A 13,744-nucleotide genomic window follows, 5' to 3' on the forward strand; every position below is an offset into this window, starting at 1 on the left:
AACGCTACCTTGAGTGACGTAAGGCGTTTATCTTCCACTGTTTGCGTCCTGTTCCGCGTCGTCGCGTCGCCGCGTGTCGTGTACGCCCCCCTCGCTCCTGCTTGCGGAGTACCGCCCTCGATGTCGTCTTCGATTCCGTCGTCCGTGCTCGCCACGTCCATGCGTACCGACACCTGCGGCCTGCTTCGGCGCAGCGATGTGGGCCGCACCGTTCGCCTGGGCGGGTGGGTGCATCGGAGTCGCGACCTGGGCGGGCTGGTGTTCATCGACCTGCGGGATCGCACGGGGCTGGTGCAACTGGCCTTCGGACCGGCATGGAGCGCGGCGGAGGTGCAGGCACTGGCTGCCGCCGTAGGTGTGGAATCGGTCGTGGTGTGCGCCGGGGAGGTCGTGGCGCGCGAGGCCGACCGGGTCAACCCCGACATGGGTACTGGCGAGGTCGAGGTCCGGGTGCACAGTCTGCAGGTCGTGGGGCCGGCCGTCACTCCTGCGCTGCCCGTGGCTCGAGGGCGCGGCGACAAGATGCCCGCCGAGGAGTTGCGCCTGCGTCATCGCTATCTCGATCTGCGTCGCCCCGAGTTGCAGGACAATCTGGTGCTCCGGCACCGGCTGTTGCAGGTGTCGCGGCGCTATCTGTCAGATCACGGCTATCTCGAGCTGGAAACGCCCATTCTCACGAAGCCCACGCCGGAAGGGGCGCGCGACTATCTGGTGCCCAGCCGGGTGCATCCGGGTGAGTTCTATGCACTGCCGCAGTCCCCGCAGATCTACAAGCAGCTGTTCATGTGCTGCGGCTTCGATCGGTACTTCCAGATCGCCCGCTGCTTCCGTGATGAGGATCTGCGCGCCGACCGGCAGCCGGAGTTCACCCAGATCGACATCGAAGCCTCGTTCATCGGGCGTGAGGACATCCTCACCCTCGCGGAGGGGCTGATCGGGGCCATGTGGCGCGAGGCCGGCCACGACGACGTGCCGCCGCAGTTCGAACGCATGAGCTACGCCGAGGCCATGGAGTCGTACGGCTGCGACCGTCCGGACCTTCGCTACGGCCTCGAGCTGCACGATTACAGCGCACTGTTTGCCACGCTCGACTTTGCGGTCACCACCACGGCACTGGCGAACGGATACCGGGTGCGCGGCCTGGTGGTGCCTGGCGGCGCGGCGTGGAGTCGCAAGCAGGTGGACGAGCTCGAAGCGTTGGCCAAGGGCGCTGGCGCCGGCGGTCTGCTGCGCCTGCGCAGGGCGGAGGGAGCCTACGACGGGCCCCTGGCGAAGTTCCTCACTGACCACGCCAAACAGGCGCTGGCGCTCACCGACGGCGATCTGGCGCTCTTCGTGGCGGCTCCCGACCGCATCAGCAGTCCCGCACTCGATCGGGTGCGGCAGGAGTGCGCCCGCCGACTCGACCTGGTCGACGATCAGGCGCGCCGCTTTCTCTGGGTGCTCGACTTCCCGATGTTCGAACAGGATCCCGAGACGGGGGCGCTGGCGGCCGTGCATCATCCGTTCACGGCACCGAACCCCGAGGATATGGCCGCCTATCCCGACGAGCCGGCCCGGTGGCGTGCGTTGGCGTATGACGCCGTGCTCAACGGCACCGAGCTGGGGGGAGGCAGCATCCGGACCAGCGATCCCGCCATTCAGTCGCGCATGTTCGCGCTGCTGGGGATCGGTGATGCCGAGGAGCAGGAACGCCGCTTCGGATTCCTGCTTGAAGGTTTGCGCGCCGGAGCCCCGCCGCACGGCGGCATCGCGTTCGGCTTCGATCGCATTGCCATGCTGCTCGCCGGTGCCCCGTCGCTCCGAGACGTCATTGCCTTTCCCAAGACCACGGCGGCGCGCTCGCTCTTCGAGGGCGCGCCGGTCGCCGTCCCCGCTGACGATCTCGCCGAGCTGCACATCGCCGTAGCGGCTGGCCGACGCGGGGGCACTTCATGAGTGATCCCCGCAGCGATCGGGGTGACGTCACGACGGCCAGGGTCTCGGTGGAGGGGGCCGACCTCCAGATGCTGGCGGGGGTGAACGACGGAAATCTCAAGGAGCTTGAACGGGCCACGGGGGCCCGTGTCGCACTGCGCGGGGACCATCTTTCCCTCACGGGGGACACGGATGCCGTCACGCGCGCCGAAGCCGTGTCGGCGGCGCTGGTGACCCTCGTGCGCGACGGGAAGTCGGTGTCGGCCGACGATGTCCTGCGGCTCGCGCTGACCGAGCGCCCCGCGGACACGCCGGGCGCCACGAGCGGCACCCTCGTCCTCCCCGGCGCGCGGCGCGGCGTGCAGGCGAAGACGCCCGGGCAGGCGGAGTATCTCAAGAAGATTTCCGAGCACGACATCGTGGTCGGGATCGGACCGGCGGGTACGGGCAAGACCTACCTGGCCGTCGCTGCCGCCGTGGATGCGCTCATGCGCAAACGCGTCCGCCGCATCGTATTGGCGCGCCCGGCGGTGGAAGCCGGCGAAAGCCTCGGGTTCCTGCCTGGCGACATGCAGGCCAAGGTCGACCCGTACCTGCGCCCGCTGTACGACTCCCTCGACGACCTGATCCCGTTCGAGCGCATCCAGAAGCTCATCGAGACGCGCACCATCGAAGTGGCACCGCTGGCCTTCATGCGTGGCCGCACATTGGGCGATGCCTTCGTGATTCTCGATGAAGCGCAGAACGCGACGGGCGCGCAGATGAAGATGTTTCTCACGCGGCTCGGCGTGAACTCGAAAATCGTCATTACCGGTGACAAGACCCAGGTGGACCTGCCGCGCCGCGAGGAGTCCGGGCTGATGCAGATCGAACGCATCCTGCACGGAATCGAGGGTATCGCGTTCCACTACTTCAGTGAGGCGGACGTCGTGCGCCACCGGCTGGTCCGCGACATCATCCGGGCGTACAACGAAGACGCGGCGGGCGGAGGATGAGTACGGATCGATTGCCCCGACCGGAACCGCGCGCCGTGGCCGTCAGCTGCGACGGCGTGCGAGTTCCGGTGGCGGCCGAACGGCTGGCGACACTCGCCCGCCAGGTGCTGCAGGCCCTCCGGGTGCCACGCGCCATGCTTTCGATCACCTTCGTCACGGCCCGTGCGAGTGCGCGGCTCAACGCCACCCATCTTGGCCATACCGGACCGACGGACGTCATCACGTTCGCCCTCGGTGCGGATCCGGCAGGGGCGGTCATCGGTGACATCTACATCTGCCCCGACGTGGCGCGTGCCCAGGCACGGGAACACGGCGTCGGCGTCCGGGAGGAGATTGCGCGTCTGGTCGTGCACGGCACGTTGCACGCCTGCGGGTGGGAACACCCCGAGGATGAGACGCGCACGACGTCGCCGATGTGGCGACGCCAGGAGCAGCTGGTGCGGCGCTTCTGGACCACCTCGGCCCCGCGCGCATGAGCGCTGTGGCGTGGGGACTGGCGGCCGCAGGTGCCGCCGTCGCCGCCCTCTCGGCGGTGGCCGACGGGGCGCTGCTGTCGGAGAACGCGCTGCCGGTGAGCAGCGACCGGGGGGGGGCACCACAGCCCTCCGTGGCACGCGCCGTTCCGGCGCGAGAGCAGATGCATCGCGCGCTGGCGTTTGCACGCGTCGTGGGGCATCTGGCGGCCGGCTGTGGGCTTGCCGTCGCCCTCGACCTCACCGGACGCCCCACGCTCCCGCTGGTGGCGGCTCTGGTGCTCCTCGGCCTGGCCACCGTGCTGGTGGCGGAGAGCGCCGCGCGCGTGCTGGGGGATGCGCTGGGCGATCAGGCGGCGTTGCGCCTCGCCGGCTTCAGCCGGGCGGTGAAACGTGTTCTGTGGCCGGTGGTCGCGCTGGGCAACTGGATGGACGGCATGTTCGCGGAAGTGGTATCGGAGTCGGACGCCACACAGGAACGGCGCGAGGAGGCCGCACAACAGTTTCGCGATGTGGTCACCAGTGAGACCGACGTATCCGGCGATGAGCGGGCGCTGCTGCTCGGCGTGTTCGAGTTCGGCGAGACGACGGCCGAAGAGGTCATGGTCCCGCGCGTGGACATGCTGGGCGTGGAACGCGAGACGCCGTGGTCGGAGATGGTCGATCGCGTGCGCAGCATTCAACACTCGCGTGTCCCCGTGTACGAGGAGACGATCGACGAGATCGTTGGCATTCTGTACGTGAAGGATCTCCTGCCGGCGGTCCTGGCTGACGCCGAACCGGATGGCGGCTGGACGACGCTCATGCGCCCGCCGGTCTTCATCCCGGCATCGAAGCGCATCGCCGATCTGCTGCGGGAGTTCCGTCAGGCGCGGCGGCACATTGCCATCGTGGCCGATGAATACGGCGGAACTGCGGGACTGGTCACGATCGAGGACATTCTCGAAGAGTTGGTCGGCGAGATTCGCGACGAGTACGACGATGAAGAACGCCTCGTGGAGAACGAGGATGACGTGCGGTTCTGGGTTTCGGGGCGGTTGACGCTCGATGACCTCTCGGCGGCGCTGGGCCACGAATTCTCGCGCGACGACGTCTCGACCGTGGGTGGCCTGATCATGGAGCTGCTGGGACGCGTGCCGCGCGCCGGGGAGTCGCTCGTGATGGGACCGTTCAAGGTGATCGTTGAGCGCGTCATTCGCCGCAAGATCGAGCGCGTGTATCTCGAACGACTACCCGTGGCAGAGGCGCCGAGCGACCTTGGCGGGGCGGTGGACGCATGACCGGCGTCGTGATCTTCTTTGCGGTCATGGCCATCGCCGTGCTCACCACTGCCGGCACCGCGGTTCGGGCGGTGAGCCGGCTCTGGCTTCGGCATTGGATCGAACACCGGGTCGGTGGCGTGGGGGCAATGGCGCGGTATCTCGAGCGTCCCACCCGGTTGGTGCACACTGCCGGGACCGCGGTGATGCTGATCGTCTTCGCGACCGGGTCGATCATTGCCATGGAGGATGGCCTGCGCGCCTGGGCATTCCTGCGCGACGTCGTCCTGTTCCTGCTCCTCCTCCTCGCATTCGGCCAGCTGCTGCCGCGCGCCGTTGGCCGTCGCTGGGCCCCGCAGCTGGTTCCGGTTCTCGTGCCCCTGCTGCGGGTCGTCGACCTCGGCCTCGCCCCCTTTCATGCCCTCTCCCATGGCGTGCGGCGACTCGTGGCCCGACCGCACGCGGCGGAGCATGACGAGGGACGGGACGGCATCGAGGAGCTGCTTCGCGATGGCACCTTCCACGACATCGGTGCCACTGAGGAGATGGAGATCATTTCCGGTGTCGTGCAGTTCGGTGACAAGACCGTGCGCGACGTGATGACGCCGCGAAGCGAAGTGTTCGGCGTGCAGGATGGCCTTGACGCCGCGGAATTGGCCCGGCAGGTGGCCAGCGCCGGGTACAGTCGCGTCCCGGTGTTCGGCGCGTCGCCCGGACAGATCGTGGGGATGGTGCACGTCTTCGACGTCTTCCGCCGCCGGGGGGAGTCGGTGCCGGCCATGCGTCCGGTCGCGACCACGCGCGCCGACAAGTCGGCCAAGGAGCTGCTCTTCGAACTGCTGCGCTCGCGACGGCAAATGGCCATCGTCCAGGATGAGGGCGCCGTCGTGGGGCTGGTAACCCTCGAGGATCTGCTCGAGGAGTTGGTGGGTGACATCCGGGATGAGCATGACGACAGCAACGAGTGACGCGGGTCGCGTGGGCGCGAGCATGACGCGATTGCTGGAGCAGTTCCGTGACGGCAAGCCGGCGGCGCTGGCGCGCGTGGTCAGCATCGTGGAAAACCACCGGCCCGGCTTCGAGCAATTGCTCGCCGCCCAGCACGCGCAGCTCGGGCGGGCGCGGCGTATCGGAATCACCGGCCCGCCGGGGGCTGGCAAGAGCACACTCACCACCCGCCTCACGCGCTTCTACCGTGACGCCGGGCTCACCGTGGGCATCGTGGCCGTCGACCCGACCTCACCGTTCACCGGTGGAGCGCTGCTCGGCGACCGCATACGCATGGAGGAGGTCGCCCTCGACCCGGGGGTGTTCATCCGGTCGATGGCCACCCGCGGATCGCTGGGCGGGCTCGCCACGGCCACCCGGGAAGTGTGTGACGTGCTCGATGGGTTCGGACTGGACGTGATCATCATCGAGACGGTGGGCGTGGGACAAAGCGAGCTCGATGTGGCTCGCGCGGCCGACTCCACGCTCGTCGTGCTCGTCCCCGAGTCGGGCGACTCGATTCAGACGCTCAAGGCCGGCGTGATGGAAATCGCCGACGTGTTCACGGTGAACAAGGCCGACCGTCCGGGCGCCGATCGCCTGCGCAACGACATTGAACTCATGCTGGGGCTGCGCGCCGGGCATGGCACACAGCCACTCCCGGCGCATCACGGGGTGGACTTGCGGCAGGTGGCCGATCGCGACGCCGTGCGTGACGCCATGAACCCGGCGCGCGCCGCGCGCGCGGCCGCGCAGGCCGAGCACCCCGAGCAGTGGACGCCGCCGGTACTCCGCTCGGTGGCGGCCCAGAACGAAGGGATCGCGGAGGTGGCGGACGCGCTCGATCGGCACTTCCGCTATCTTGCCACCAGTGGCGAGCTCCGCTCCCGCCGTCGCGCCCGACTTCGGGAGCGGGTGATGGAGGTGGTGGAGCAGCAGGTACGGCAGCGCCTCTGGCGGGACGCAGATACGATGTCCTGGCTCGATGCGCAGCTGGACGGACTCGAAAACGGCACCCTTGTCCCATTTGCTGTGGCGGACACCCTGCGTGCCCGCAGCAGCGCCCTCCTCACCGGCGCCGCCTACGCGCCGCTGCCGACTGCCCAGGGGATCAGCGCATGACCACGGTTCGCGAACTCGAAGACGTCGTTCGTCAGCAGCAGCAGGAGCTCGACACCTTGCGCCAGGAAGTGGCGCGGTGGCGTGAGCAGTACGACGCCGGGCGGACGCGGGACATCGCCTACACCAACTCCGCGCAGGAGGTGCCGCCACTGTTCACGGCCCTCGATCTCGAGAACTCCGCGGGGACGGCGTTCGAGACGCCGGGGGCATGGCCGTTCACGCGGGGCATTCATCCCACGGGGTATCGCGGCAAGCTCTGGACGATGCGGCAGTTTGCCGGTTTCGGCACGGCGCGGGAAACGAACCAGCGCTACAAGTTCCTGCTCTCGCAGGGGCAGACCGGACTGTCGGTGGCGTTCGACTTCCCCACGCTGATGGGTTACGACAGCGACCATCCGCGCTCCGAAGGGGAAGTGGGGAAGTGCGGGGTAGCCATTTCCTCATTGGCCGACATGGAGACGCTCTTCGAGGGGATCCCCCTCGACAAGGTCTCCACGAGCATGACGATCAACGGGCCGGCGATCATCCTGCTGTGCTTCTACATAGCCGCCGCCGAAAAGCAGGGGGTGGATGCGGCGAAACTCCAGGGGACCGTGCAGAACGACATCCTCAAGGAGTACATGGCGCAGCACGCCTGGTGCTTCCCCATTGAGCCCGCCTTGCGCCTCATCGTTGACGGGTTCGAGTGGTGCGCCCAGCACGCCCCCAACTGGAATACCATCTCCATCTCCGGCTACCACATCCGCGAGGCGGGGTCCACGGCAGCCCAGGAGCTGGCGTTCACGCTCGCCGACGGCTTCACCTATGTGGAGCGCGGCATCGCGCGCGGTCTCGACGTCGATGAGTTCGCACCGCGGCTGTCCTTCTTCTGGGATATCCACAACGATTTCTTCGAGGAAATCGCCAAGCTGCGCGCGGCCCGCCGGATCTGGGCGCGGCACCTGCGGGAGCGGTACGGCGCCAGGAATCCGCGCTCGTGGATGATGCGCTTCCATTCGCAGACGGCCGGGGTGACGCTGACCGCGCAGCAGCCGATGAACAACGTGGTGCGGGTGGCCTATCAGGCGCTCGCGGCGGTGCTGGGCGGCACGCAGTCGCTGCACACCAATTCCATGGACGAGACGCTGTCGTTGCCCACCGAGGGCGCCGTGCAGGTGGCGCTGCGTACGCAGCAGATTCTGGCCTTCGAGACCGGCGTGCCGAACGTCATGGATCCGCTCGGTGGGTCGTACTATGTGGAGGCGCTCACCGACCAGCTCGAGCGCGAAGCGGAGCAGCTCTTCACGCAGATCGACGAGATCGGCGGGGTGGTGAAAGGGCTCGAAGACGGCTGGTTCCAGAAGCGCATCGCGGAAAGTGCGGCGCGGCAGCAGTGGGAGATCGAGCAGCACCGCAAGCTGGTGGTCGGGGTGAACGAGTTCGTCACCGAGGAGCCGGAGCTCACCATTCCCATTCTGCGCATCGGGCAGCAGGCCGAAGACGAGCAACGAGTCAAGATGGCGGCGCTGCGCGCTTCGCGCGACAACGCGCGGTGCCTGCAGAACCTCGAGGCGTTGCGCACCGCGGCGCGCGGCACGGAGAACGTGGTGCCGCACATCCTCGAGTGCGCGCGCTCCTACTGCACGCTCTACGAGATTCGCGCCGCGCTCGAAGACGTGTTCGGCGCGTATCGCGAACCCGTGTTCTTCTAGTCGCCCGATAGCTCGCGCTCGAGTTCGGCGAGGTGTACCAGGAAGGCCGACGCTTGCGTCGCCGTCATGGTACCGGGCGTGAACATGTCCGATCCGGTGTCCGCCTGCAGCAGGGCGCGCCGGCGCGCCATGTCCCCGTCTTCCCAGTTCACGACCTTCATGGTCCACTCGGGGAAGGCGCGGGAGGCGATCTCGTCCACCGAGATGAGTTGACAGTCGTCGTGGCGCCGATCCCCGGCGATGCGGTGGTAGAGCGCCGTGACTGCGGCACGCTCTCCCTCGAGCGCCTGCAGAAACTGCCCGGACCCGTAGCAGAGGATGCCGGTGATGCCCTGAGCCATGTTGCGCGTGTGCGCCTGGCTCATGATGTCGACCAGTGTAGAGTAGGTCATGCCGCCGGCGGCAGCACTGGAATAGACAAGGCGGATGGTGGGCACAGGATCCGATGCAACGAGGAAGGGTCGGCCCCGGGGGCGTGGCAGCGATCCGCGCCAAGGTGCCGGGGGCATGCGGCTTGTGCGGCTTCGTCCCAGTATCTAGCGTCTTCGAATGAACAGCAATAGCCCGTGGTGGGCCACCCAGTTCGATCAGCAGTACCTGCACGAGTACGAACCCCTGTTCGACCTCGCGCAGGACCGCCGCGAGGTGGCGCGGCTCCTCGAGGTGCTGGCGCTCCCCTCAGGGGCTCGCGTGCTGGATTGCCCCTGTGGCCAGGGGCGGCATGCCCACCTGCTGGCCGAAGCGGGCTTCAATGTGGACGCCCTCGATTACTCGGCCACCCTGCTCGATCAGGCCAGGGAACGCGGCACGGGCAAGACGCTGCGCTATACCCAGGGCGACATGCGCGCCCTCCCGGGGCGCTGGTCGGGTCGGTTCGATGCCGTGGTGAACCTGTTCACTTCGTTCGGGTTTTTCGACGAGCCGCAAGACGATTTGCGCGTTCTGGCCCAGTTCGCCCGGGTCCTCAAGCCGGGTGGCGTGCTCGTCTGGCACGGCGGCGCCCGTGACGGGGTGATGGCCAAGTTCCTGTCGCGCGACTGGTGGAGCAGCGGCGACGGCACGATGTTCGGACAGGAGCGTCAGTTCGACCCGCTCTCGGGCTTCCTCGAGATCACCTCCACCTGGCGTGGACCAAAGGGGCACGGCGAACGGTCGCACCGCATCCGGCTCTACACGGCATCCGAGCTCGCCAGCCGCATGCGCGAGGTGGGGCTCGTGGTGGAGCAGGCGTTCGACTCCTGGAGCCCTCGCCCGCTGCACCGGAAGTCCAGCGAGATGATGCTGGTGGCTCGCAAGGACGGGTGAGTATTTTCCGAAGTGGGTGCAGTTCGGACTCGCGTTCCGCCATGCCTTCTGCAGGTCCCTCCGATTCTCCGACCCGATGACCCGACCCATTCGCGTGCTGGTGGCCAAGCCTGGCCTCGACGGACACGATCGCGGCGCCAAGGTGGTGGCAGCCGCTCTGCGTGATGCCGGCATGGAAGTGATCTACACCGGCCTCCATCAGACGCCCGAGATGATTGCCACCGCCGCCGTGCAGGAGGACGTGGATGTGGTGGGCCTGTCCATCCTCTCCGGTGCGCACATGACGCTCTTCCCGCGCGTGCGCGATCTGCTGCTCGAAGCGGGGCGCGACGACATTCTGCTGACCGGCGGCGGCATCATTCCGAAGGAAGACATGGACGCGCTCCAGGCCCGGGGCGTGGCGCGCCTCTTCGGCCCCGGCACCAGCACCCAGGAGCTGGTGGACTACATCCGCGAGTGGTTCGCCACGCGCGAACAACAGGACGCGTAAGCGCGTGAGTTCACGACTGCGCCAGCTCGCCGACGACATCCGCGCGCTGGAGGCCCGCCTGCGTCTTGGCGGCGGCCCGGACAAGATCGAGAAGCAGCACAAGCAGGGGAAGCTCGCCGCGCGTGAGCGCGTGGAGCGGCTGGCCGACCCGAACACGCCATTCCTCGAAATCGGCCTGCTCGTGGCCCATGATCGCTACGACGGCCAGGCGCCTGGCGCCGGCGTCATCACGGGCATCGCCATGGTCGAGGGGCGTGAAGTGGTGGTGGTGGCCAACGACGCCACCGTCAAGGCCGGTTCGTGGTGGCCCGAGACCATCACCAAGATCCTGCGCGCCCAGGAAGTGGCCATGCGCTGCCGCATCCCGATCATCTACCTGGTGGATTCGGCGGGGGTGAATCTGCCGTATCAGGGGGGCGTGTTCCCCGGACAGTACGGCGCGGCGCGCATCTTCTACTACAACTCCATCATGCGCCGCTACCTGCGCATTCCGCAGTTCGCCGCGGTGATGGGGCAGTGCGTGGCTGGTGGCGCCTATCTCCCCGCCTTGAGCGACGTGATCCTCATGGTGAAGGGCACGTCGTTCATGGGGCTCGGTGGTCCCAATCTCGTGAAGGGGGCCACCGGTCAGTCAGTGGACGGCGAAACGTTGGGAGGCGCCGTCACCCACACCGAGATTTCCGGCGTGGCGCACTACGCCCTCGATGACGACCCGTCGTGCCTCGACAAGCTGCGCGAACTCGTGGCGCGACTGCCGCGTCCCCAGGTGCAGGCGGCAACGACCTGGCGCCCGCCGGCCGAGCCGCCCTCCTCGCTGTACGACCTGCTCCCGGCCGATCATCGCATGCAGTACGACATGCATGCCCTCCTGCGCACGGTCCTCGATGACGGCGCCCTGGATGAGTTCCAGCCGAATCTGGCCAAGGAGATGATCTGCGGGGATGCGCGCATCGAGGGGATTCACGTGGGGGTCATTGCCAACCAGCGTGGACTCATCAGGGGGCGTCCCGGCGAGCGTCCGCGCTTCGGCGGCATCATCTACGCGGAAAGCGCGGAGAAGGTGGCGTATTTCATCGAACGCTGCGACAAGCAGGGGCTCCCCATCCTGTTCGTGCAGGACGTGTCGGGGTTCATGGTGGGGCCGGACGCCGAACACGACGGGATCATCCGTGCCGGCGCCCACTTCGTGGAAGCCATGGCGTGCGCGCGCGTCCCCAAGATCGTCCTCACGGTGAACCATGCCAGCGGCGCCGGCTACTACGCCATGGCCGGGCAGGGCTTCGACCCGGATTTCATCTTCTCCTGGCCCACGGGGCGCATGGCGGTGATGGAAGGTGAGGCCGCCGTGCAGGCCGTCCATGGTCCGGCCCTCGACGCGGCCAAGAAGGCGGGCGGCGCACCGGCCCCCGAGGTGCTCGAGGCCGTGGAGGCCATGCGGGCCGACTACGAGCAGCAGCTCGACGCGCGCTACGCGGCGGCCCGCGGATTCGTGGACACCATCGTCTACCCTGAAGACACCCGTGATCTGCTCGCGATGGCCTTGCGCGCAGCCAACCAGAATCGCGGTCCGCATCTCGGCGCCTTCGTGCTGCCGCCGATGCCGGCCGTCGGAGGCGAATGATGTCGGACGCAGCGCAGGACAAGGTGGTACGGGTCGCCAGTGGCCAGGGCTTCTGGGGGGACTGGCTCGAGGCGCCGCGGCGTCAGGTGGAGGGTGGTCCGGTGGACTACCTCATGCTCGACTACCTCGCCGAAGTCACGATGTCGATCGTACAGAAGCAGAAGGAGCGCGACCCGCGGCTGGGCTACGCCCGGGACTTCATCGGCGCCATGGAGAGTGTCTTCCCGGCCGTGGCCGAACGCGGCGTGAAGGTCATTGCCAACGCCGGCGGGGTGAATCCCATGGCGTGCGCCGACGCCGTCCTCGAGGCGGCCTCGAAGCACGGGGTGCGTGGCAAGATCCGCATCGGGGTGGTCACGGGCGATGACATCCTCGACCGGCTCGACACCCTGCTGGCCGAAGGGCATGCGCTCAACAACATGGACACCGGCGAACCGCTCGCCGGTATCCGCGATCGCGTCCTGTCCGCCAATGCCTACATCGGGTCCACACCCATCGTGGAGGCGCTGCAGCAGGGCGCCAACGTGGTGGTGACCGGCCGCAGCACGGACACGGCACTCACCATGGCGCCGCTGCGCCACGAGTTCGGCTGGGCCGCCGACGACTGGCACCGCCTCGCGGCCGGCATTGTCGCCGGCCATATCCTGGAGTGCGGCGCCCAGTGCAGTGGCGGCAATTGCCTGCACGAGTGGCGCACCATTCCCGACCTGGCCAACGTGGGCTATCCCATCGCGGAAGCGCGCGCCGACGGTACCTTCACCATCACCAAGCATCCGGGGACCGGTGGCCGCGTCAGTGTGCCCAGCGTCACGGAACAGCTCGTGTACGAGATGGGCGATCCGCACGCGTACATCACGCCGGATGTGGTGGCCGACTTCACCAGCATCCGGCTCACGGCCGATGGCGAGAATCGGGTGAAGGTGCACGGCATCACCGGCGGCCCGCCGACGCCGTTCCTCAAGGTCTCTATTGCCTACCGCGCCGGCTTCAAGGCGGTGGGGTCGCTCGTCTACGCCTGGCCCGATGCCATGGAAAAGGCGCAGCTCGCCGATCGCGTGCTGCGCGAGCGGCTCGATCGGCTCGGCCTGCGTTTCGATCAGGTGCTGAGCGAGTTCGTGGGCGCCACCTCCACCCACGGCGCCCTCGCGGGTGATGGTCGCGATGCCCCCGAGGTGCAGTACCGCATCGGCGTGCGGGGCGGGGATCGTGCCGCGGTTGAGCGCTTTACGCGCGAGATTGCGCCGCTCGTACTCAACGGGCCGCCAAGCGTGACCGGCTTTGCCGGCGGGCGCCCCAAGGTCGAGGAGATCGTGGCCTACTGGCCGGCGCTGCTGGACAAGCGCGCCGTATCCACCGCTGTCCGCATCGTGGAGTGAACCACATGAACGTTCGTTTGCTCGACATCGCGCACGCCCGCAGCGGTGACAAGGGAGACACCGCCAACGTGGGGCTCATCGCCCTCCGCCCGGAGTGGTATCCCGTGCTGGAGAAGTACGTGACGCGCGATGCGGTGGCCGCGCATTTCACCGGCCAGCTGACCGGCGGTGTGGTGCGCTTCGAATTGCCCAATCTGGGCGCACTCAACTTCCTGCTGCACGGCGCCCTCGATGGCGGCGGCACGCTGTCGCTCAAGACCGATGCGCAGGGGAAAGTGTATTCCACCGCGCTGTTGCGGATGCTGATCGTCGTGCCCGATGGCGAAGCCCGGGCACTGGGGTTGCCGGCCGCCGCATGATTGTGCGATTGCGGGTGGCACTCATCTGCTTCGGGGTGATCGCCTTCACGATTGCCCAGCAGACGGGGAGAGAGTGGCTGCGCTGGGTGGGGATCGTCCTGGTGGGCACCGCCCTCCTGCTGCGGTTCTTGAAGCGCTGAACGGCAGTT

General features: G+C 67.9%; 14 protein-coding genes. 13 read left to right on the forward strand and 1 reads right to left on the reverse strand.

The window, feature by feature from the left end; genetic code table 11:
• The first annotated feature begins 120 nt into the window (after positions 1–120).
• From aspS to LW840_RS01460, 7 genes are read left to right on the forward strand one after another with little or no spacing between them, the layout of a single operon-like run.
• Positions 121–1,938 carry an aspartate--tRNA ligase gene (gene aspS, locus LW840_RS01430; protein ID WP_291260959.1) on the forward strand — a complete coding sequence of 606 codons (1,818 nt, stop codon included), beginning with the start codon at positions 121–123 and terminating at the stop codon, positions 1,936–1,938.
• Complete coding sequence (locus LW840_RS01435) at positions 1,935–2,912, forward strand: PhoH family protein (RefSeq protein ID WP_291269314.1); 978 nt, start codon at positions 1,935–1,937, stop codon at positions 2,910–2,912. Before aspS ends, LW840_RS01435 begins: the two co-directional genes overlap by 4 nt.
• A gap of 56 nt (positions 2,913–2,968) precedes the next feature.
• Positions 2,969–3,388, forward strand: a complete 420-nt coding sequence (gene ybeY / locus LW840_RS01440) for an rRNA maturation RNase YbeY (protein WP_291276293.1) — start codon at positions 2,969–2,971, stop codon at positions 3,386–3,388.
• A complete protein-coding gene (locus LW840_RS01445) occupies positions 3,385–4,665 on the forward strand; it encodes a hemolysin family protein (RefSeq protein WP_291268609.1) in 1,281 nt (426 codons plus the stop codon). The genes ybeY and LW840_RS01445 overlap by 4 nt, the downstream gene beginning before the upstream one ends.
• Positions 4,662–5,612: a CBS domain-containing protein gene (locus tag LW840_RS01450; RefSeq protein WP_291260955.1), complete on the forward strand. Its 951-nt coding sequence runs from the start codon at positions 4,662–4,664 to the stop codon at positions 5,610–5,612. Before LW840_RS01445 ends, LW840_RS01450 begins: the two co-directional genes overlap by 4 nt.
• Positions 5,593–6,753, forward strand: a complete 1,161-nt coding sequence (gene meaB / locus LW840_RS01455; protein ID WP_291276294.1) for a methylmalonyl Co-A mutase-associated GTPase MeaB — start codon at positions 5,593–5,595, stop codon at positions 6,751–6,753. Before LW840_RS01450 ends, meaB begins: the two co-directional genes overlap by 20 nt.
• Entirely contained in the window at positions 6,750–8,444 is a 1,695-nt protein-coding gene (locus tag LW840_RS01460) for a methylmalonyl-CoA mutase family protein (protein WP_291268607.1), read from the forward strand. The genes meaB and LW840_RS01460 overlap by 4 nt, the downstream gene beginning before the upstream one ends.
• On the opposite strand, the gene LW840_RS01465 is transcribed toward LW840_RS01460, so the two are convergent.
• Positions 8,441–8,881, reverse strand: coding sequence for a BLUF domain-containing protein (locus LW840_RS01465; RefSeq protein WP_291260953.1), 441 nt, complete (start codon positions 8,879–8,881; stop codon positions 8,441–8,443). The genes LW840_RS01460 and LW840_RS01465 overlap by 4 nt on opposite strands.
• A 112-nt stretch (positions 8,882–8,993) precedes the next feature.
• Here LW840_RS01465 and LW840_RS01470 point away from each other — a divergent pair, with 112 nt between their 5' ends.
• The 6 genes from LW840_RS01470 (at position 8,994) to LW840_RS01495 (ending at position 13,735) form a co-directional block, all read left to right on the forward strand.
• A complete protein-coding gene (locus LW840_RS01470) occupies positions 8,994–9,749 on the forward strand; it encodes a class I SAM-dependent methyltransferase (protein WP_291260952.1) in 756 nt (251 codons plus the stop codon).
• Between the two features lie 76 nt (positions 9,750–9,825).
• Entirely contained in the window at positions 9,826–10,239 is a 414-nt protein-coding gene (locus LW840_RS01475) for a cobalamin B12-binding domain-containing protein (RefSeq protein ID WP_291260951.1), read from the forward strand.
• Between the two features lie 4 nt (positions 10,240–10,243).
• Positions 10,244–11,860, forward strand: a complete 1,617-nt coding sequence (locus LW840_RS01480) for a carboxyl transferase domain-containing protein (protein WP_291268606.1) — start codon at positions 10,244–10,246, stop codon at positions 11,858–11,860.
• Positions 11,860–13,236 carry an acyclic terpene utilization AtuA family protein gene (locus LW840_RS01485; RefSeq protein ID WP_343213689.1) on the forward strand — a complete coding sequence of 459 codons (1,377 nt, stop codon included), beginning with the start codon at positions 11,860–11,862 and terminating at the stop codon, positions 13,234–13,236. Before LW840_RS01480 ends, LW840_RS01485 begins: the two co-directional genes overlap by 1 nt.
• A gap of 5 nt (positions 13,237–13,241) precedes the next feature.
• Positions 13,242–13,595: a hypothetical protein gene (locus LW840_RS01490; protein ID WP_291260948.1), complete on the forward strand. Its 354-nt coding sequence runs from the start codon at positions 13,242–13,244 to the stop codon at positions 13,593–13,595.
• Positions 13,592–13,735 carry a hypothetical protein gene (locus LW840_RS01495; protein ID WP_291276295.1) on the forward strand — a complete coding sequence of 48 codons (144 nt, stop codon included), beginning with the start codon at positions 13,592–13,594 and terminating at the stop codon, positions 13,733–13,735. The genes LW840_RS01490 and LW840_RS01495 overlap by 4 nt, the downstream gene beginning before the upstream one ends.
• Positions 13,736–13,744: the final 9 nt, after the last annotated feature.

It is taken from the genome of Gemmatimonas sp., from assembly GCF_021298855.1.
GTDB lineage: Bacteria > Gemmatimonadota > Gemmatimonadetes > Gemmatimonadales > Gemmatimonadaceae > Gemmatimonas.

What these genes read in the sequence shown, in the direction of transcription:
- aspS (WP_291260959.1), top strand. Translation starts at nt 121, where the DNA reads ATGTCGTCTTCGATTCCGTCGTCCGTGCTCGCCACGTCCATGCGTACC.
- LW840_RS01435 (WP_291269314.1), top strand. Translation starts at nt 1,935, where the DNA reads ATGAGTGATCCCCGCAGCGATCGGGGTGACGTCACGACGGCCAGGGTC.
- LW840_RS01445 (WP_291268609.1), top strand. Translation starts at nt 3,385, where the DNA reads ATGAGCGCTGTGGCGTGGGGACTGGCGGCCGCAGGTGCCGCCGTCGCC.
- LW840_RS01450 (WP_291260955.1), top strand. Translation starts at nt 4,662, where the DNA reads ATGACCGGCGTCGTGATCTTCTTTGCGGTCATGGCCATCGCCGTGCTC.
- meaB (WP_291276294.1), top strand. Translation starts at nt 5,593, where the DNA reads ATGACGACAGCAACGAGTGACGCGGGTCGCGTGGGCGCGAGCATGACG.
- LW840_RS01460 (WP_291268607.1), top strand. Translation starts at nt 6,750, where the DNA reads ATGACCACGGTTCGCGAACTCGAAGACGTCGTTCGTCAGCAGCAGCAG.
- LW840_RS01470 (WP_291260952.1), top strand. Translation starts at nt 8,994, where the DNA reads ATGAACAGCAATAGCCCGTGGTGGGCCACCCAGTTCGATCAGCAGTAC.
- LW840_RS01475 (WP_291260951.1), top strand. Translation starts at nt 9,826, where the DNA reads ATGACCCGACCCATTCGCGTGCTGGTGGCCAAGCCTGGCCTCGACGGA.
- LW840_RS01485 (WP_343213689.1), top strand. Translation starts at nt 11,860, where the DNA reads ATGTCGGACGCAGCGCAGGACAAGGTGGTACGGGTCGCCAGTGGCCAG.
- LW840_RS01490 (WP_291260948.1), top strand. Translation starts at nt 13,242, where the DNA reads ATGAACGTTCGTTTGCTCGACATCGCGCACGCCCGCAGCGGTGACAAG.
- LW840_RS01495 (WP_291276295.1), top strand. Translation starts at nt 13,592, where the DNA reads ATGATTGTGCGATTGCGGGTGGCACTCATCTGCTTCGGGGTGATCGCC.